We start from the raw sequence: 19,537 nt of genomic DNA, 5'->3' as shown, positions 1-19,537 counted from the left end.
CTCAGGCTACTGAACACCAACGCCTGCCACCAGTGACGGCACGCCGGCTTTTTCTTCCCTCTCCCCGCGCGGTGCGTGGCCGGGCCGCAGCTCGAGGCGACTGTCGTCCGGGTCCACATCTGCAGGGTTGTGGGTGACCATCACCACCGTGACGTCCCGCAGTCCCGTGCGGAGCTGGGCAAGCAGCCCGCGCGCCGCTTCGGCGTCCAGGTGCGCCGTGGGCTCATCCAGCAGCAGGACCGGGGCTCCGGTCAGGAGTGTCCGCGCCATGGCGAGCCGTTGTCGCTCGCCGCCGCTGAGGAATGAACCACCCGGGCCGATCCTGCCGTCCAGCCCGCCGGGGATGTGCTCCAGCACCGGCCCCAGCCCTACGGCGTCGAGGGCCTCCAGCAGTTCGTTGTCGGCGGGCTTGCGGCTGGCGGGGCGGGCAAGGACCAGGTTGCCCCTGATGGTGGAGTCAAAGAGGTGTGCTTCCTGGGGGCACCAGGCAGCGGTTCCCGTGACCCTGGCGCTGCCCCGGGCAGCCGGAAGGAAGCCCAGCAGCACTGAAAACAACGTGGACTTTCCGGAACCGGACGGCCCTGAAACCACCAGCCAGCGGCCGGGTTCCGCATGGGCGTTGAGCCCGCTGAACACCGGTTCACCGCCTGGCCATGCCGCGGCCAGGTCCTCCAGTTCCAGGCCGGGCCGGCCGGACGGGCGGTCCGGAACCGCAACCACACCGCCGTCCATATGGTCGTGCGCTTCCCGGCCCTGTCTGTTAAGGCCCTGTCCGTTAAGGGCGCCTGTCCGGGCCAGGCGCTGCAGGATCAGCGAAAGGGCCGGCGCCTGGCGTACGGCGGAGACTACTGAGGCATAGGGCTCAACCAGGGCCAGCTGCATCAGCACCACAGCGGCGACGACGGCGGGAACGGTACCGGACTGCAGGGCGGGAGCGGCCAGCACTCCTGCGGCCAGCGCGGCAAGGGTGCACGCCAGGACGGTGGTGGCCTGGCCGATTCCCTCGGCCCAGGCTGAGCGGCGGGCAGCCGCCGTTGCTGCTGAGTCAGCGGCGCGCAGGTCCTCGAGGATGGCCGGAGCCAGGGCGTTGGCCAACAGGTCGTTCCGGGCGTCCAGCGCCGACGAGATCCGCCTCAGCACCGTTGACCGCAGCCGCCGTTCGGCACGTGCCGACTGCCTGTCTGCCAGGAGGGCCAGTCCCGGGGAAACAACCAGGCACACCACGGCGGAGAGCAGGACAGCCGGAACTGCCGGCGGCAGGACCACGGCAGTGGCCGCTACTGCCGCAGCTGCGACGGCCACCGCGGCCAACGGCGGCAGCACCACCCTGGGCAGCAGGTCACGCAGGTTGTCCACGTCATCAACAACGCTCCCAAGGACGTTGCCGCCACGCAGCAGTTTCCTCAGCTGCAGGGCACGCCGGCTGAGCGATTCCCAGAGGGCGCCACGCAGCTTCGTCATGCCGGCGAACACCGCATCATGGGTCAGGAGCCGCTCCCAGTACCGGAGCAACGCGCGGCCGATGCCGAAGAAACGCACCCCGACGATGGCGCCCAGCAGGTACAGGATGGGGGGCTGTTCGCTGGCACGGATGATGAGCCACCCGGACAGGGCGGAAAGCGCGACGGCGAAAAGGGCCGCCAGTGCGCCCACTACGCTGGCGCCGGCCAGGCGCAGCCATACCGGCCCCAGCACTCCGGCGAGGGCACGGACCGCACCGAACGGCCCGCTCCCGGTGGTCAGGTCCGCGCTGCCGGAAGCAGCGTCCGTCAAACGGGTGGTCCCGTGGCCGGTCGGTTCAAAAGCAAGGGGTTTGTCGATACTCCGGGCGGCGGCCTGTGCCTGTGCAGGTTCCGTGCCCGGCAGTCCGCCGGCACCGCCGCCGGCACCGCCGCCGGTCTGCACTGCTGCGCCGGCCTTCACCACATGGTCAGCCAGTGCAGCGGTTTCGGCATCATGGGCAACCAGAATCACTGTCACAGCTCCCCGCAGTCCTGCAACGGTGGAGCGCACGGCATCGGCCGTTTCGGAATCCAGGTGCGCTGTGGGCTCATCAAGCAACAGGACGTCAGCGCCGGCCTCAAGACGGGCCAGGCCGCGGGCCACGGCAACCCGGCGCAGTTCGCCGGGGCTGAGTTCAGACGGGTGTTTCCCGGCGAGGTGCCCTGCCGCTACCCGGTCCAGCAGCTCCAGGGCCACGTGGGCCCGTCCGTCCTCGTTGCGTCCCTTTTCCGCGGGCAGCCCCAGATAGAGGAGGATTTCGGCCAGCACTGTCTCCTCGAGCATCACCGGGTGCTGTGGAACCCAGGCAACACCCGCGCGGCGGATGCCGGAAATACTGCCGCTCACGGAGGCTGCGGCACCGTCGCGGATGGTTCCGGCCAGGACACCCAGGGCTGTGCTCTTTCCTGTGCCGCTGGGGCCTGCAAGGGCGGTCACCTGCCCGGCCGGTGCAGTAAAGTCCAAGGGCCCGACGGCGGCAGCATCACGTCCGCGGTACGTCACGGACAGACCGGCGGCGCGCACGTCCCGGGGTCCGGCACCGGCGTGAGTGCCGTCGTCGGGATCCCCGTCGCGGCCAGGTCCGGTGCCATCTGCTCCGTCCAGCACGTCATTGACGGAGGCCAGGGCCACCCGCCCGTCGTCGCTGGCATGGTGGGCCGTACCGAGTTCGCGCAGCGGAAGGTAGCAGTCCGGAGCGAGGATCAGGGCCAGCAGTCCGGCCTCCAGTGCCATGTCCCCCGCTACCAGCCTCACACCGATGAAGACGGCCACCACTGCGACGGAAATCGTGGCAATGAGTTCAAGGGCAAGGGCGGACAGGAAGGCGGTGCGCAGCGTGCCCATGGTCCGCTCACGGTATTGTTCGGAGATTTCCTCGAGTGCCGCGCGCTGCTCCCTGGCACGGCCCAGCCCCACGAGGACCGGGAGTCCCTTGGCAAGTTCCAGGATGTGCCCGGACAACCGGTGCAGGGTTGCCTGGGCGTCGGCAACCTTGTCCTCGGTGTATCTGCCGATCAACACCATAAAAAGCGGAACCAACGGGACAGTCAGGACAATCACCAGGGCACTGACCCAGTCCGCGAACAGGATCCTGGCACCCAGCAATAAAGGAATGGTGGCGCAGTTGACCAGGGCCGGCAGGAACTGCGTGTAGTAGTCATCAAGTGCATCCAGGCCGCGCGTCGCGAGGACTGCCAGTCCGCCGTCGTTAGTGGTGGCACCGGCTCCCCCTGCGCCCAGGGCACGCTGCATCAGGCGGGAACGGAGCTCCTCCTTGACGCCGAATGCCGCACGGCGGGCCGCTACCCCCTGGGCCCACACGGTCACGGCACGCAACAGCGCTCCGGCCGCGCCCCAGACGAGCTGCCCGTGCCAGTCGTCGCCGGCGCCGGCGAGCCCGGCGAGCATCGCCGCAACAGCCTGTCCCATAAGGACCAGGGACAGTGCTTTCAGCGATGCAAGCAGACCCAGCCAGTACAGGGCGCCGCGTGTGGCCGGGCCCGCGGGGAACTCAGGCTTCACGGCTGCTCAGTGCTCCCGGTGCTGGAAGCAGCATCCTTTGGAGCCGCCTTTGAAATCAGGAACGTGCCGGCGATCGCTGGCAGGAAGCCGTGCGCCGGTGGGATATGGGCGGCGCTTACCCGCCGGCGGAACACCCAATAGGTCCATGCCTGGTAGGCGATCACCAAAGGCAGGCCAACTGCAGCCACAATGCTCATAAGCCCCAGGGTGTAGTCAGATGAAGAGGCGTTGGAGATGGTGAGGTCGAATTCGTGGCTGATGGTGGAGGGCAGGACCACCGGAAATACGGCGCCGAAGATTGCCCCACTGCCCAACAGCAGGAACGTTCCCAGGCCCATAAACGCCCGGCCTTCGCTGCCCTGTTGTGCCCGGCGCCAGGAATAGACCGCAGCAGCCACGGCCAGCCCAACGGCTGCATACGTGATGGCGTTGCCGGACATGGCCTGCACCGCCACCGCCCACGCCGCCAGCGGCAGCAGGAGGAACGGCAGCAGCCGCACAAACCAGCGGCGCGCACGGTAGCGCACCTCGCCGTCGGTCTTCAGGGCCAGGAAGGCGAGGGCATGCACCAGGGCGAATCCCACCACGGCGAACCCGCCGAGGACCGCATACCAGCTGAACCACGCCAACGGACCGCCTTCACGGTCACCGTTGGCGTTCAGCGGCAGCCCGGTGGTGGTCAGGGCCAGGGCTGCCCCCACACCAAAAGCAGCCAGGAAGGAACCCAGCGCGATCGCCCAGTCCCACCGGTTCCGCCACTGCTCCGAGTCGATCTTGCCCCTGTATTCGAAGGCGACGGCCCGGAAAATCAGCGCTACGAGGACCACCAGCAGCGGCCCGTACAGGGCGGAGAACAGGGAGGCGTACCAGAACGGGAAAGCCGCAAACGTTGCACCGCCGGCGGTAAGCAGCCAGACTTCGTTGCCGTCCCAGACAGGGCCGATCGTGTTCAGGAGCACGCGGCGCTCGGTGTTGTTCCGGGCGAAGGTCTTCATCAGCATGCCTACGCCGAGATCGAACCCTTCGAGGAACAGGTAACCGGTCCACAGGACCGCGATGGCGATGAACCAGATGGTGGGCAGGAGTTCCATGAGCAGTTTCCCTTGCTCCTAGTAGGCGAAGGCCAGGACGTCGCTGCGGTCCTGACTGTCGTCCCGGTCGTCGTCGTTGTCGTTGTCGTGGTCCTGATGGGCCAGTTCGGGCATGCCGGACACCACTCCGCCGCGCACATACTTGACCAGCAGCTTTACCTCCACCACCAGCAGCAGGGCGTAAATGGCGGTCAGGACCACCAGCGAGGTCAGGAGCTCGCCGGCACTGACGCCCGGCGAGACAGCCGCAGCGGTGAACATAAACACCTGATCAATGCCGTTGAGGTCCGGGTTGGGGGCCACCACAAATGGCTGCCTGCCCATCTCCGTGAAGATCCATCCGGCAGCGTTGGCACCGAACGGGGCCAGGATGCCAAAGACCGCCAGCCTCATCAGCCATTTCGACGCCGGGACCGTGCCCTTGCGGGTGATCCACAGCGCCGCGAGTGCAGCGGCAGCAGCCAGCCCACCAAAGCCGATCATCATCCGGAAGCCCCAGTAGGTCACTTCCATCACCGGCACGTAGTCGATTTCCTGGCCGGCGCGCTCGCCGTACATGGGATCGTCCGGGAGGTTGGTCCCATAGTTGGCCTTGTACTCGTCCACGAGACTGTTCACGCCGCGGACTTCGGTGGTGAAGTCGCCCTTGGCCAGGTAGGAGAGGACTCCGGGAACCTCGATCAGTGCAACGATGTCATCGCAGTTCTGCGATCCCAGGTTTCCGATGCTGAGCACCGAAAAACCGGTTCCGTCGTGGCAGGCAGCTTCGGCCGCTGCCATTTTCATGGGCTGCTGTTCGAACATCAGCTTGCCCTGGATGTCTCCGGTGAGCGCTGTTCCGGCGAAGGAGATCATGGCGACGACGGCGCCGATGCGCAGTGACCGGATCCAGACGGTGTGGTCGGTGCGGTCACGGCCGGGGGTGTCGCTGGCGCCCGGGATCACCCTGCCGTCCGGTCCCACGACGTCAACGCCGTCCTTGCGGCGGCGCCACAGGTGGTACCAGGCGATGCCGAGCAGGAATCCGCCGGCCACGGCCAGGGCCCCAAAGAGTGTGTGCGGAACCGCCACCAGTGCTGTGTTGTTCGTAAAGACTGCCCAGGCATCGGTCATCACGGGACGGCCGTCTATGAGCTCAACGCCAACAGGATGCTGCATCCAGCTGTTGGCGACGATGATGAAATAGGCGGAAAAGACTGAACCGACGACGGCGATCCACAGGCAGGCGAGGTGCACCGCGGGCTTGAGCTGCTTCCAGCCAAAGATCCACAGGCCCAGGAAGGTGGATTCGACGAAGAACGCCAGCAGTGCTTCCAGTGCCAGCGGCGCACCGAAAACGTCCCCGACGAACCGGCTGTATTCACTCCATGCCATACCGAACTGGAATTCCTGCACGATCCCGGTGGCAACGCCCATGATGAAGTTGATCAGGAACAACTTGCCCCAGAACTTGGTCATCCGAAGGTATTCGGCTTTCCCGGTCCGGTGCCACATGGTCTGCATGATGGCCACCAGCAGGCCCAGGCCAATGGTGAGGGGCACCATCATGAAGTGGTACACCGTGGTGATTCCGAACTGCCACCGTGCAATTTCCAAGGCTTCCAAGGCGGTTTCCCTACTGTTGCTGTCCGATTCGAGCGAACTTCTACGCAGCGTAGAACTTCAACTTCTACCGAGTGTAGAACAATGCAAACGGGCTGTAAAACCGTGAACGTGGCAGCCCTCGCCGCCCCTGAAAGCCTGCGCCGCGCCGTTAGTTCTACTTCATGTAGAAAGCCGGGCGAAAAAAGGGTAACTTTAGTTGCAGGTCACATTTGTTGGAGGCCGGCACATGCAGTGCCGGTGCACGGATCAAAGGATTTATACATGGCGAGTCTGGGCGAACTGGAACGGGCGGTTATGGACCTGCTCTGGGCGGGGCACGGAGCTGCCACCGCGAACACGCTGCGCGACAGGCTGGCACAAAGCACTGAAGCCGCTGCCGGTGCCGCCGGGCACGAAGGAAAGGAACTGGCTGTCACCACTGTGCTGACTGTTCTTTCCCGCCTGGAGAAGAAGGGCCTGGTTGAGCGTGAACGCGGCACCCGCCCGCACCGCTACCAGGCTGTTTCCAGCCGCGAGGACCACACCGCGGAACTGATGCATGAAGTCCTGGGCTCCGCACCGGACCGCGAGGCCGTCCTGGCCCGGTTCATTGGCACGGTCAGCCCGAGCGAAGCGGAAAGCCTGCGCAAACTGCTCGGACGCGACTAAGGCTCCATGTTCTGGGCCTCGTACCTGCTGGCCGTCCTGGCGGTTATCCTCGCCTGGCCGGTCCCGGTACTCCTGTCCAGGGCCCAGTGGCCGGCACGCTCGCCGTTCACTGCAATGATCCTCTGGCAGGCCGTGGGTCTGGCAGGCGGCCTGTCAATGATCGGGGCGATGCTCGTTTACGGCCTTGAGCCGCTGGGGGACAACCTTGTTGCGGGCCTTCGCGGGCTGGCCGCCATGGTCCTGTTCAACGCACCCACCACGGCCCTGGGATTCTGGCACCTCTTTGCGCTGTCCGCTGCCGCCCTGCTCACCGCGCACCTGGTTTTTACTCTGCTCCTGACCTATGTCCGGATCCGGCGCCAGCGCAGGCGCCACCGCGAATTGCTGGAACTGCTGGCCTCGCCGTCACCCGAACGGGCAGGAACGCTGGTCATCAGCCACGATTCCCCTGTGGCCTATTGCCTGCCCGGTGGAGCCCGTTCCATCACCGTGCTCTCCGACGGCCTGGTGTCCGCCCTGGAGCCCGCCGAGCTTCGTGCCGTACTGAGCCATGAAAACGCCCACCTGAGCCAGCGCCACCACCTGCTGCTGTGGGCGTTCGCCGCCTGGCGCCAAGCGCTCCCCTGGCTTCCCACCACCCTGCTGGCCCAACAAGCCGTCAACTCGCTGATTGAGATGCTGGCGGACGATGTGGCCCTGAAGGAAGTAAGCCGCACCACCCTGATTACGGCCATCGCCATTGTGTCAGCGGGGCCCGAAAACCCTGACGCCAGGCGCCCGCAAGCCCTGCAGTCGGGCATGGGGGCAAGCCCTGCAGGCCTGGATCAGGACTCGGCCACGGGCTCCTTCTCAGCCCGCACCACGGCGTCGCGGGTGAGCAGGCTGCTGGAACCCAGGCCGCCCCTGCCCCAGTCCCTGACGGCTGCCGTCCTGGCATTGTCCGCCCTGTTGCTGGCAGTGCCAACGGCGCTCCTGATCGTTCCCGGCCTGCTCGGCTAGGGCACCTGCCTAGGCGTCGATACGCTCCCGGTCCAGGCTGGAGGCACCTGCGATGATGAAGTCCTTCCTGGGGGCGACGTCCGATCCCATCAGGAGGTCGAACACAGCTTCGGCCTGCTGTGCGTTTTCGATGTTCACCTTGCGCAAAGTACGGTGGCGCGGATCCATCGTGGTCTCGGCAAGCTGCCCTGCGTCCATTTCACCAAGGCCCTTGTAGCGCTGGATCGGCTCCTTGTAGCGCTTGCCCTCCTTCGCCAGCCTGGCCAGGAGGGTGTGCAGTTCGGCCTCCGAGTAGGTGTAGATCATCTCGTTGGACTTCTGGCCCGCGTTGATCACCTCAACCCGGTGCAGGGGCGGCACCGCGGCAAACACCCTGCCCTCTTCGACCATGGGCCTCATGTACCTGAAGAACAGGGTGAGCAGCAGCGTGCGGATGTGGGCGCCGTCGACGTCGGCATCCGTCATGAGGATCACCTTGCCGTAACGGGCTGCTTCAATGGCGAAACTCCGCCCCGAACCGGCCCCCACCACCTGGATCAGCGCGGCACACTCAGCGTTGGAGAGCATGTCCCCGACGGAGGCCTTCTGCACGTTCAGGATCTTGCCGCGGATGGGCAGCAGCGCCTGGAAATCAGAGGAGCGCGCCAATTTCGCCGTTCCCAGCGCGGAGTCCCCTTCCACGATAAAAAGCTCGGAACGGTTGACGTCATCCGTGCGGCAGTCGGCCAGCTTGGTGGGCATGGAGGACGTTTCCAGGGCATTCTTCCGGCGCTGGGTTTCCTTGTGGACCCGGGCGGAAATCCTGGACTTCATCTCGCTGACGATTTTCTCCAGCAGCAGCGCGCTCTGGGCTTTGTCGTTGCGGTTGGAGGAGTTAAGCCGCGCGGAAATTTCCTGTTCCACCACCCGGGCAACGATCGTCCGTACCGCGGAGGTTCCCAGGATCTCCTTCGTCTGGCCCTCGAACTGCGGCTCAGCCAGGCGGACCGTGAGGACGGCGGTCAAACCGGCGAAGATATCGTCCTTTTCAATTTTGTCGTTGCCGGCCTTGAGCTTGCGGGCGTTGCTTTCCACTGCCTTGCGGAACGTCTTGACCAGCGCCTGTTCGAAGCCGGCCTGGTGCGTTCCGCCCTTGGGCGTGGAGATGATGTTGACGAAGCTGCGCACCGTGGTGTCATAGCCAATGCCCCAGCGCAACGCCACGTCCACTTCGCAGTCACGTTCGACTTCGGCAAGCTGGCTGTGGCCCTTGTCGTCGATGATCGGAACGGTTTCCTTGAACTTCCCGGAGCCATGCAGCCGCCAGACGTCCGTGACCGCCGCATCAATGGCAAGGAAATCCACAAACTCGGAGATACCGCCGTCGTGATGGAAGATCTCCTCGTGGGGCCCGGCCTCCCCCGGTGTTCCGGGCAGCTTCCGCTCATCCCGGACAGTGAGCTTGAGCCCCGGGACCAGGAATGAGGTCTGCCGGGCCCTGGATGCCAGTTCTTCGTAGGAGAACCTGGCATCGGGGGTAAAGATCTGCCGGTCCGCCCAATACCGGATGCGCGTACCTGTGACGCCGCGCTTCGCCTTGCCGACTACGTCCAGTACGGAATCGTCCACAAAGGCAATGAAGGGCGCAGCCGGATCGGAGCGGGTGCCGGTGTCCTTGAAGCGGCCGGGCTCGCCGCGGCGGAAAGACATCTTGTAGGTTTTGCCGCCACGGTCCACCTCAACGTCGAGGCGGGCTGAGAGTGCGTTCACCACAGAGGCGCCGACGCCGTGCAGGCCACCGGACGCTGCGTAGGAACCACCACCGAACTTTCCTCCGGCGTGCAGCTTGGTAAAGACGACTTCGACGCCGGTGAGCCCGGTTTTGGGCTCGACGTCGATCGGGATGCCGCGGCCGTCGTCATGGATTTCCACGGAGTTGTCAGCGTGCAGGATGATCTTGATGTCATGGCCGAACCCGGCCAGAGCCTCATCCACTGAGTTGTCGATAATCTCCCACAGGCAATGCATCAGGCCGCGGGAATCCGTGGAACCGATGTACATGCCGGGCCGTTTGCGCACGGCCTCAAGGCCCTCCAGGACCGAGAGGTGCCTGGCGGTGTAATCAGAACTTGGTGCCACGGGTAACGTGCTCCTTTTGACGCGGGTATAACTGGAATGCTGCGGTAATGAGGCGCCTGCGACGGCTCTTCCTAGGGTAGTCGGCCCGGCCGACATCCCCCGTTTGCAACGCCTGTAACCGTGGACAATGGTGGCCACCGTTACCGAAGGGTGATACGCGCACAGCGAAAGTGACCCATCCTTACGGCTTTTCGGCTGCGAATGCTGGTTATATAGAAGTACAGATCTACTTAGGAGGCCGACATGACAGCAGCAGTTGCGGATCGAACGCTCAATGCACTGGACCGGTGCGATCGTTGTGGAGCTCAGGCATACGTCCGCGTTGTCCTCGAGTCCTCCGGCGGGGAGTTGCTGTTTTGCGGCCACCACGCCCGTGCAGTCGAAGCAACGCTTAAGCCGTTGAGCTCAGACTGGCACGACGAAACCGCGCGTCTTCACGAAAAGGCCCCGGTAGCGGTCGACTAGACCATACGAAGCATCAACGCACAGGGTCCCTCCAACCGGAGGGGCCCTGTTCGCGTTTCCGGACCCATCCGCCTTGACCGTAAGGTGCCTAACGCAGCAAGGGCCGCCCCGGATTCCTCCGGAGCGGCCCTTGCCACAAGCGGGGCCGGATGATCCGGCCCCGGGGGTCCTAGTCCAGGTAGTCGCGCAGTACCTGCGAGCGGGACGGGTGGCGCAGCTTGGACATGGTCTTCGATTCGATCTGGCGGATACGCTCGCGCGTTACCCCGTAGACCTTTCCGATTTCGTCTAAAGTCTTAGGCTGTCCGTCGGTGAGGCCAAAGCGCATGGCCACAACCCCGGCCTCACGCTCGGACAGGGTGTCCAGGACGGAGTGCAGTTGTTCCTGCAGCAGGGTGAAGCTGACGGCGTCTGCGGGCACTACGGCTTCGGAGTCCTCAATGAGGTCGCCGAACTCGGAGTCGCCGTCCTCACCCAGGGGCGTGTGCAGCGAAATGGGTTCACGGCCGTACTTCTGGACCTCAACAACCTTTTCGGGAGTCATGTCCAGCTCGAGGGCGAGTTCTTCCGGCGACGGCTCGCGGCCGAGGTCCTGGAGCATCTGGCGCTGGACACGGGCCAGCTTGTTGATGACCTCAACCATGTGCACGGGAATACGGATGGTCCGGGCCTGGTCAGCCATGGCGCGGGTGATGGCCTGGCGGATCCACCACGTGGCATACGTGGAGAACTTGAAGCCCTTGGTGTAGTCAAACTTCTCCACTGCACGGATCAGGCCAAGGTTGCCTTCCTGGATCAGGTCCAGGAACAGCATGCCACGGCCGGTGTAGCGCTTTGCCAGCGACACAACCAGGCGCAGGTTGGCTTCGAGCAGGTGGTTCTTGGCCCGCTTGCCGTCATGGATGATGAATTCAAGCTCGCGCTTGAACTTCGGATCCATGGAGCCGTCGTCCTTGGCGATTTTTTCCTCGGCAAAGAGGCCGGCCTCAATGCGCAGCGCAAGATCGACTTCCTGCTCTGCGTTCAGCAGGGCCACCTTGCCGATCTGCTTCAGGTAGTCCTTGACGGGGTCGGCAGTTGCGCCGGCGGACATCACCTGCTGGACAGGGGCATCGTCATCGTCGGCGTCCGAATAGACGAAGCCCGTACCTGTTGCGGCGGGGTCGGCCTTGGCTGCCGGAGCATCGCCGTCTTCTACAAGCTCGGCGGGATCGACGTCGATGTCCTGATCGTCGTCATCATCCGAGTCGGTGTCCTGCGCGGACGTACCGGAGGCCTCGGCGGCAGCCTTGGCGCCGGGCTTGGGTCCACGCTTCTTGGGGGCAGGCTTTGTGTCGGCTTCGGAGCCTTCACCGGCGGCCTCGCGCACAGCCTTATTTGCTGCCCTGGTTGCAGCACGCTTGGCGTTGGTCGCAGCCTGCTTCTCCTCAGGGGACAGCTCAGCCTGGTCGGCGGGTTCCTTCTTCGCGGAAGACGGGGTCACAGAAAACCTTTCTAGCGGCGGTCTGTGGAATCACCATACGGGCAACACCACTATGACCCTGTCAAGTCCGTGATGAACATCAGATGCAATCGCGGCTCGCAGAGTCTGTTAACTCAACTGCCGGGAAGCACGCATTGTTCCCGTCGAAGGGAATTCTGCGGCACCTGATTCACGGACCCAACCGGGTCTCGGCATCCATTGTCTCATGTTTTTGCCGTCCGGCACCTTCCACCCGCCGCCGCTGCCCTGAATTCTTCCCGCCCTGTCCGGTCAGGCCACGTCCTCCCGGAACTTCTGCCAGGCCGACTTTGGGTTGCCCGCCCAGCCGCACAATGTCCCCCTGCCCACCATCTCGTTCAACAGCACGGCCAACCGGTAGTCCGGGGCGAGCGCCAGCGCCCGCCCCAGGAAAGCACCGGCGTAGGAACCCCTGCCACGGCACCAGGCGATCCATCCCCGTCCGGTTAATGCAGCCGCTCCGGCCTCGGCGCTGCCCCCGGCGCCAAGCCGGTCCAAAAGGCCGTCCAGGGCGTCCAGGCTCTTCCAGTCGGGCATTGCCGGCGCCAGCCCCAGCAGCACCTCCCCATAACCGGGCACGGCTGCCCGGGCAGGACGCCGCCCGATTTCGCACGGCACCTGGCCATCCCGGCCACCCTCGATATCCGGAAGCGGCAACCCCCGCCCAGCCAGGCCTGGTTCCAAAATCCACGGTTCAAAGCCGCCTGTTTCAATAAAGCCGCCTGATTCAATGGGGTCTGGGCCAAAGGCTTCGGGGTCATAGCCGCCTGCTTCAATGCCTTCGGGCTCAGGGGCCTCTTGTTCGAAGACGCCGAACCGCTCCGCCCCGTCTATGGCAACTAACCGGTCGGCGGCACACATGACCAGAACCGCGTCCCGCCACGCCGGTATCCGCAGCGCGGCTCGAAGGTACGCTGCCTGCTTCGCAGTGATGTCCTTGGGAGGCTGGGCCAGGGCGTAAGCCCACGCGTCAAGGACCAGCATGAACTGGCTGCGGCGCCCGGACAGCCGGGACAGCCCCTCAAAGAACCCCACCTCCAGAGGATCGGGCAGAAGACGCTGATCCGAAGTTTCCTGAGGGGCCTGTGGTAACTGCTCCGGCAGGCTTCCAACGCTGCTTCCACGGAAGACCATCTCCGCGTTGACACGGCTGTCCCGGATTTCATCGAGGAGGCGGCCGGGCCACGGGCAGCAACGTTCCTCCATGCACAGTGCGTCCCGCCAATAGGAGTCCCCCACGTACCACGCGTCCTTGACCGGCATGCCGTAATCGGCAAGCTCCTGGGCCAGCAGCGCAAGGAGCGGACCGAATTCACGGGGCAACCCTTCCCACGCATTGCTGCTGAAGATGGCGAGTACTGCGCCGTCGGCGTTGCTGTCGGCTTCAAGGTACCGGTGCACGGCAACGGCAAACTGCATCAGGTCAGCCGGCAGCCGGGGCAGGTCCACCCGGAGCGTGGCGCCTACCCGTTTTCCCTGCAGCGTGACCGCCACAAGGCTGTCCCTGGGCCAGTAGCCGAGTGAGTGGGGAATGTAGCCCAGGATGTCTTCGGGGCCGCGGACTGTTATGGCTGCAGAAGCTTTCATGCACCCAGCGTTGTGCACGCCTCCGGAGGCACGCAGCAACTGATCCGGCTATGTGGATAAGGTGCGCGGAACGGCAGCTGTTGGGGAACAGTCTGCGTGTCAGCGGGGTTCGGAACCTGGGCCGTTTCCTGCCCGCCGGCTTTCCACCCTGGCCCGCCGGCGGGCAGCCAGGGTCTTCAACAGTGGCGGTACGGTGACTCCTTGCGCGGCCATCTGGCGGCGGACCTTCCGGCGCGAAGCAAGGATGGCGAAGGCTCCGAATCCCAGCAGCAGGAACTGGGCGCTCAGCGCGATCCTGAACGGCTCCAGCCCATAGAGGACGCCGTTCGAGTAACCGCTGGAATACAGGAGGTCCAGCACCAGGCCAACCAGGAAAATACAGATCAGCGCAGCACAGAAGCCGCCCACGTTCACGATTCCGGTGGCGGTGCCCAGCCGGTGCGCAGGGTTGAACGTCCTGGCGAAGTCGAAGCCGATCATGGAACCCGGCCCGCCGATGGCCATCACGATCACCAGGCCCACCAGCATCCACAAGGGTGCACGGCCCGGCATCAACAGCACCGTTGCCCAGGCGGCAGCGGTGGCCGCGGCAATCAACAGCACCATGGTGGATCTGCGGAGCGGATGCCGGGAAACGAACCTGCCGATGAAGGGACCCACCACAATCCCCGTGCCCACAAAGAGTGCCATCAGCATGGCGACCACGCCGGCTTCCAGGCCCTGGCCGGAGATCAGGAACGGATAGCCCCACGTCATGGCGAACACGGTGCCGCTGAACTGGATGGTGAAATGGCTCCACATTCCCAGCCGGGTACCCGGCTGGGACCAGGCCCGCTTCAGCGAGGCTCCGGTGGCCCGTAGTCCCTGGACGGACTCGGCACGGACAGTCCCCGGGGGCATGTCCTTCAAGAGGACCACCACCAGGACGGCGGCCATGCCGGACATGCCGGCCAGCATCAGGAATGCAGGGCTCCAGCCGAGGGAATGCAGCACCAGGGCAAATGGGATAACACTGATGAGCTGGCCGAGCTGGCCGGACATCCCCGTCAGCTGGGTGATCAGCGGCACCCGGGCCGGCGCAAACCACAAAGGAATGAGCCGGATCACCGAAATGAAGGTCATGGCGTCGCCTGCCCCCACCAGCACCCTGCCCAGTACCCCGCCGGGAATGTTCTCGGCAAAGGCAAGCTGGAGCTGACCGGCGCCCATCAGGACCGCCCCGCTGGCAATCATCAGGCGGGAACCGAAGCGGTCCACCAGCACCCCGACAGGGATTTGCAGGCCGGCGTAGACCAGGAGCTGGAGAACTGTGAAGAATGAAATGGCCGACGCGCTGGCGTTGAATCGCTCAGTCGCCTCCAGGCCCACCACGCCGAACGAGGTCCGTTGCGTCACCGCGACCAGATACGACGCAACTCCGATGGTCCAGATGAGCCAGGCGCGGGGTGCAGTCACTCCCTCATTATGCCGAACCCGGTCACCCCTCCCGTCGCAGCAGGGGTGACCGGGTAACGCATGGGCGGCTATTCGACGGGGTTTTCGCGGGCCAGGTAGGCCTCTACGGCTGCACCGAGGGCGTCAGCATTGGGCAGTTCATCGTTTTCGTCGGCCAGGAGGGACTTCCGTACCGTGCCTTCCGCTTTTTCGTCATACCGCACCTCGAGGCGTTCAACCACCTGCTGCACATCAGCAGACGCGCTGACCTGCTCGGCGATCTGGCGGCCCACCTCGCGCCCGGCCTCGCGCAGCCGGTCGCTGGGCAGCATGAGGGACGCGGCAGCGCCGAGGTACTCAAGCCCGGCCACAGCGGCGGTGGGGTATTCGGCGTCGGCAAGGTAGTGCGGAACGTGGATAACGTAGCCGGCCACGTTGCGCCCTGCTTCGATCAGCCGGAGCTCCAGGATGTGGCCTACTGCCGCCGGCACCTCAACGGTGGGCTTCCATGCGGAAATGCCCTCGATCAGCTCCGGCCGGTTGCCGTGCACGGTGACTCCAACCGGCCGGGTGTGCGGCACCGGCATGGGGATGGAATGGATCCAGGTCACCAGGTTGACGTCCAGCTTTTCCACGAGTCCGACGACGGCGCGGGCGAAGCGCTCCCACTGAAGGTCCGGTTCAAATCCGGCAAGCAGCAGGAACGGCTTTCCGAGGCCGTCCAGCAGGCGGTACAAGGCCAGGCGCGGTGGCTGGTAGTCCTCGATGTGGTCCTCCACAAAGGAGACGTGTGGTCGCCGCGAGCGGTAGTCAATGAGCTGGTCCGCATCAAAAACGGCCACCGGTTCGGAGTCCAGGACGTCAAGGAGCTCGGTATTGATCTGCCTGACAACGTGGCCGGCATCTGCAAAGCCCGTAAATCCCATCACGAGGTTCAATCCGCGGAGCTCCGGGCTGTGCAGCAACCCGTAATTGCCGGCGTAGAGGGCATCGGGGTCCAACAGGGAACCGGAAATCCGTTCAAGCACGGCATGTTCCTTTCACGTTCAAGACGGCCTCATAGAGGCTGGCGGCTGGTGTTCGTCGTTTACAACGCAGGAATGCCCCAGGACATTCCTGCGTTGTGGCGCGGGTCCTCCGGAAGGATGGCTGCCTGCCAATCGGGGACGGCCGCGCTACGATCAAAGCTGGCCTGCATGGCCGGCACGGCATCAGGGTGGACACTCCGGCGGACGCCTGCTGTGCAGCCGGACAGAGTGGCCAGGCGCCAAACATGCGTACCTTGCCGGAAAATCCCAGAGAATCGAGGACCGATCCCGTGCTCAAGAATACTGAAATCAACCTTAGTGCCCTCTCGCGTGAGCTGAAGAAGGCAGGTGCCGACGCCGTTGTCGTGGGGGTTGGGAAGGGATCTGACGGTCCGGTGCTGCTGGACAACCCGCTCAGTGCCAAGGCCGCCGAAACCCTTGCAGCCTCCTTCACCGCACTGGGCGTCACGGGTGCCGCCGACCAGCTGCTTCGCCTGCCCGGCCTGCCGGAAACCGGAAACGCCATACTGGTTGTGGTGGGAACCGGAGCCCTGGACGCGGACGGCAGTGTCCCCGGGGAAGCGCTCCGGAAGGCTGCGGGATCCGCGGTCCGGCAGCTCGCCGGCCTGGGAACTGTAGTGCTGGCACTCCCGACGCCGGCACTTGCCGATGTCGCTGCCGTCGCCGAAGGTGCCGCCATGGGTGCGTATTCCTTCACTGAATTCCGCTCCACCACAGAAGGCCTGAAGGACCCGGTCCGCAACGTTGCGATCTTCACCGCGCTGGCAGGAGACAAAGAACTTGCCGCCGTCCTTCGCCGGGCACGCCTGGTGGGCAAGGCCGTCAACGCCACCCGCACCCTGGTTAACCAGCCGCCCAGCCACCTGTACCCCGAGTCATTCGCTGATGCCGCCAAGGAACTGGCCAAGGGCCTGCCCGTCAAGGTGACGGTCTGGGACGAGAAGCGCCTTGAAAAAGAGGGTTTCGGCGGCATCATGGGCGTTGGCAAGGGTTCAGCCCGCCAGCCGCGCCTGGTCAAGGTCGAATACGCGCCCGCAAAGGCCACCCGGAAGATCGCCCTGGTGGGCAAGGGCATCACGTTCGACACAGGCGGAATCTCGCTGAAGCCGGCGCTCGGCATGGGTGACATGAAGAGCGACATGGCAGGTGCCGCCGTCGTGCTTAACACGGTCCTTGCCATTGCCGAACTGGGGCTGCCGCTCAAGGCCACCGCGTGGCTGTGCATTGCGGAGAACATGCCCTCCGGCGCCGCGTCGCGCCCCTCCGATGTCCTGACGATGTTCGGCGGCAAGACCGTCGAGGTCCTTAACACCGACGCCGAGGGCCGCCTGGTCATGGCGGACGGGATCGTTGCTGCCGGGCAGGAATTCCCGGACGTGATCATCGACGTCGCCACACTGACCGGTGCCCAGCTGATCGCCCTGGGCAACCGCACCGCCGGGGTCATGGGCGCAGATTCGGTGACTGCCCCGCTGAAGGCTGCAGCGGACCGTGCCGGCGAACTCGTCTGGCCCATGCCGCTGCCGGAAGAACTTCGTCCCAGCCTGGACTCCCAGGTGGCAGACCTGGCAAACATCGGCGAACGCCATGGCGGCATGATGACCGCGGCCGTCTTCCTGCGTGAATTCGTTGGCAAGGGCAAGGACGGCGAACAGATCCCGTGGGCCCACATCGACATCGCCGGGCCGTCGTTCAACAACGGCAGCCCCTACGGTTACACACCGAAGCAGGGCACCGGCTGCACGGTCCGCACCTTGCTGGCCTACGCCGAGGACCAGGTGGCATCCGCCTAACCGCACCGCCGCAGTGTGACGCGGCCTTGGGTGGCTCCCCTGTACGGGAGATCCGTTCGCCACAAGGCCGCGTGACACTGGACACAAGCGCTCCACAAACCGGGTGGCAAGGTGGAGCATGGATTAGTGGTTCGCTAAGGTGAACTTTGGTAGTCACAAATGCAAGGGAAATCAGCCTGCTGGCATAATCACGGCAGGAGACTTTCAAGACCAGATGATGCGTACTCTCGCGTCATCATTCACGCGAGGGAGCGTCTAAGTGGCCGATCAGGCAACTGCGCAAGAATTCGACATCCTGGTACTTGGTGGCGGCAGCGGCGGATACGCTGCGGCCCTGCGTGCCGTCCAGCTGGGCTTTACTGTTGGCCTCGTAGAAAAAGCGAAGCTCGGTGGAACCTGCCTGCACAACGGCTGCATTCCCACCAAGGCACTCCTGCACTCGGCAGAACTGGCAGACCACGCCCGCGACTCCGCCAAGTACGGCGTCAACGTCACGCTGGACAGCATCGACATCAACGCCGTCAACGCGTACAAGGACGGCATCATCGCCGGTAAGTACAAGGGCCTGCAGGGACTCATCAAGTCCAAGGGCATCACGGTCATCGAAGGCGAAGGCAAGCTCCAGGGCACCGACACCATCGTGGTGAACGGCACCGCCTACAAGGGCAAGAACATCATCCTGGCCACCGGCTCCTACTCCCGCTCCCTTCCCGGACTGGAAATCGGCGGCAAGGTCATCACCTCCGATGAAGCCCTGACCATGGACTACATCCCCAAGAGCGCGATCGTCCTGGGCGGCGGCGTCATCGGCGTCGAGTTCGCTTCCGTCTGGAAGTCCTTCGGCGTGGACGTCACCATCGTTGAGGGACTGCCGTCCCTGGTCCCGAACGAGGACGCCACGATCGTCAAGAACCTTGAGCGCGCCTTCAAGAAGCGCGGCATCAAGTTCTCCACCGGCATCTTCTTCCAGGGCGTCGAGCAGAATGACGACGGCGTGAAGGTCACCCTGGTGGACGGCAAGACGTTCGAGGCAGACCTCCTCCTGGTAGCCGTGGGCCGTGGCCCCGTCACCGCCAACCTTGGCTACGAGGAAGCCGGCGTCACCATCGATCGCGGCTTCGTCATCACCAACGAGCGCCTGCACACCGGCGTGGGCAACATCTACGCCGTGGGCGATATCGTCCCCGGTGTCCAGCTGGCCCACCGCGGTTACCAGCAGGGCATCTTCGTGGCCGAAGAAATCGCAGGCCTCAAGCCCGTAGTCGTTGAGGACATCAACATCCCCAAGGTCACCTACTGCGAACCTGAAATCGCCACCGTCGGTTACACCGAGAAGGCGGCCAAGGAGAAGTTCGGCGAGGACCAGGTCCAGACCCAGGAGTACAACCTGGCCGGTAACGGCAAGAGCTCCATCCTTGGCACCAGCGGCCTGGTGAAGCTGGTCCGCCAGAAGGACGGCCCCGTAGTGGGCGTCCACATGATCGGCGCCCGTATGGGTGAGCAGGTGGGCGAGGCCCAGCTCATCGTGAACTGGGAAGCCTACCCGGAGGATGTGGCCCAGTTGCTGCACGCCCACCCGACCCAGAACGAGTCCCTCGGCGAGGCCCACCTCGCGCTGGCGGGAAAAGCCCTTCACGGCTGATTTTCCGCTAGAACCCAGGGCTTAGTGCACCCGGCCCGATTAGCCGGGTGCACTAAGCTCGAATCCAGGCAGCAACCATC

Annotated in this window: 13 protein-coding genes; 5 read left to right on the top strand and 8 right to left on the bottom strand. The window is 64.8% G+C overall.

Features of this window, described 5'->3' with window-relative positions; genetic code table 11:
* Positions 1 to 6: 6 nt before the first annotated feature.
* Genes cydD through ACPJW8_RS07250 form a run of 3 tightly spaced genes read right to left on the bottom strand, consistent with a single transcriptional unit; the run spans position 7 to position 6,221 of the window.
* Positions 7 to 3,525: a thiol reductant ABC exporter subunit CydD gene (cydD, locus tag ACPJW8_RS07260; RefSeq protein ID WP_330188614.1), complete on the bottom strand. Its 3,519-nt coding sequence runs from the start codon at positions 3,523 to 3,525 to the stop codon at positions 7 to 9.
* A complete protein-coding gene (gene cydB, locus ACPJW8_RS07255) occupies positions 3,522 to 4,616 on the bottom strand; it encodes a cytochrome d ubiquinol oxidase subunit II (protein ID WP_330188615.1) in 1,095 nt (364 codons plus the stop codon). The genes cydD and cydB overlap by 4 nt, the downstream gene beginning before the upstream one ends.
* A gap of 18 nt (positions 4,617 to 4,634) precedes the next feature.
* Complete coding sequence (locus ACPJW8_RS07250) at positions 4,635 to 6,221, bottom strand: cytochrome ubiquinol oxidase subunit I (protein ID WP_330188616.1); 1,587 nt, start codon at positions 6,219 to 6,221, stop codon at positions 4,635 to 4,637.
* A 261-nt stretch (positions 6,222 to 6,482) separates the two neighbouring features.
* Between ACPJW8_RS07250 and ACPJW8_RS07245 the strand changes: the two genes are divergently transcribed.
* Both ACPJW8_RS07245 and ACPJW8_RS07240 read left to right on the top strand, forming a co-directional pair.
* Positions 6,483 to 6,869 (top strand): BlaI/MecI/CopY family transcriptional regulator, encoded by a 387-nt coding sequence (locus ACPJW8_RS07245; RefSeq protein ID WP_330188617.1) that lies wholly within the window; start codon positions 6,483 to 6,485, stop codon positions 6,867 to 6,869.
* A gap of 6 nt (positions 6,870 to 6,875) precedes the next feature.
* Entirely contained in the window at positions 6,876 to 7,868 is a 993-nt protein-coding gene (locus ACPJW8_RS07240; protein ID WP_330188618.1) for a M56 family metallopeptidase, read from the top strand.
* A gap of 9 nt (positions 7,869 to 7,877) precedes the next feature.
* Here ACPJW8_RS07240 and ACPJW8_RS07235 read toward each other — a convergent pair whose 3' ends face one another.
* A complete protein-coding gene (locus tag ACPJW8_RS07235) occupies positions 7,878 to 9,986 on the bottom strand; it encodes a DNA topoisomerase IV subunit B (RefSeq protein WP_330188619.1) in 2,109 nt (702 codons plus the stop codon).
* Positions 9,987 to 10,229: 243 nt separating this feature from the next.
* On the opposite strand from ACPJW8_RS07235, the gene ACPJW8_RS07230 reads away from it, so the two are divergent.
* Complete coding sequence (locus tag ACPJW8_RS07230) at positions 10,230 to 10,451, top strand: DUF7455 domain-containing protein (RefSeq protein WP_330188620.1); 222 nt, start codon at positions 10,230 to 10,232, stop codon at positions 10,449 to 10,451.
* A gap of 169 nt (positions 10,452 to 10,620) precedes the next feature.
* Here the strand turns inward: ACPJW8_RS07230 and ACPJW8_RS07225 are convergent, their stop codons facing one another.
* The 4 genes from ACPJW8_RS07225 to ACPJW8_RS07210 form a co-directional block, all read right to left on the bottom strand.
* Positions 10,621 to 11,934, bottom strand: a complete 1,314-nt coding sequence (locus ACPJW8_RS07225; protein WP_330188621.1) for an RNA polymerase sigma factor — start codon at positions 11,932 to 11,934, stop codon at positions 10,621 to 10,623.
* Between the two features lie 270 nt (positions 11,935 to 12,204).
* Positions 12,205 to 13,539 carry a DUF4192 family protein gene (locus ACPJW8_RS07220; protein WP_330188622.1) on the bottom strand — a complete coding sequence of 445 codons (1,335 nt, stop codon included), beginning with the start codon at positions 13,537 to 13,539 and terminating at the stop codon, positions 12,205 to 12,207.
* A 99-nt stretch (positions 13,540 to 13,638) separates the two neighbouring features.
* Complete coding sequence (locus tag ACPJW8_RS07215; protein ID WP_330188623.1) at positions 13,639 to 14,994, bottom strand: MFS transporter; 1,356 nt, start codon at positions 14,992 to 14,994, stop codon at positions 13,639 to 13,641.
* A 68-nt stretch (positions 14,995 to 15,062) separates the two neighbouring features.
* Positions 15,063 to 16,001, bottom strand: a complete 939-nt coding sequence (locus ACPJW8_RS07210) for a PAC2 family protein (RefSeq protein WP_330188624.1) — start codon at positions 15,999 to 16,001, stop codon at positions 15,063 to 15,065.
* A gap of 290 nt (positions 16,002 to 16,291) precedes the next feature.
* On the opposite strand from ACPJW8_RS07210, the gene ACPJW8_RS07205 reads away from it, so the two are divergent.
* Together ACPJW8_RS07205 and lpdA are read left to right on the top strand one after the other, a co-directional pair.
* Positions 16,292 to 17,815, top strand: a complete 1,524-nt coding sequence (locus tag ACPJW8_RS07205) for a leucyl aminopeptidase (RefSeq protein WP_330188625.1) — start codon at positions 16,292 to 16,294, stop codon at positions 17,813 to 17,815.
* A gap of 259 nt (positions 17,816 to 18,074) precedes the next feature.
* Entirely contained in the window at positions 18,075 to 19,457 is a 1,383-nt protein-coding gene (gene lpdA / locus ACPJW8_RS07200; protein WP_330188626.1) for a dihydrolipoyl dehydrogenase, read from the top strand.
* Positions 19,458 to 19,537: the final 80 nt, after the last annotated feature.

It is taken from the genome of Pseudarthrobacter sp. J47 (assembly GCF_049810315.1).
Classification (GTDB): Bacteria; Actinomycetota; Actinomycetes; order Actinomycetales; family Micrococcaceae; genus Arthrobacter.
Note: the sequence above shows the minus strand (reverse complement) of the source record. Positions and strands in the feature narration are given on the sequence as shown.

Excerpts from the sequence above, each read along its gene's own strand:
- cydB (WP_330188615.1), bottom strand. The coding sequence starts at position 4,616 with ATGGAACTCCTGCCCACCATCTGGTTCATCGCCATCGCGGTCCTGTGG.
- ACPJW8_RS07245 (WP_330188617.1), top strand. The coding sequence starts at position 6,483 with ATGGCGAGTCTGGGCGAACTGGAACGGGCGGTTATGGACCTGCTCTGG.
- ACPJW8_RS07240 (WP_330188618.1), top strand. The coding sequence starts at position 6,876 with ATGTTCTGGGCCTCGTACCTGCTGGCCGTCCTGGCGGTTATCCTCGCC.
- ACPJW8_RS07230 (WP_330188620.1), top strand. The coding sequence starts at position 10,230 with ATGACAGCAGCAGTTGCGGATCGAACGCTCAATGCACTGGACCGGTGC.
- ACPJW8_RS07220 (WP_330188622.1), bottom strand. The coding sequence starts at position 13,539 with ATGAAAGCTTCTGCAGCCATAACAGTCCGCGGCCCCGAAGACATCCTG.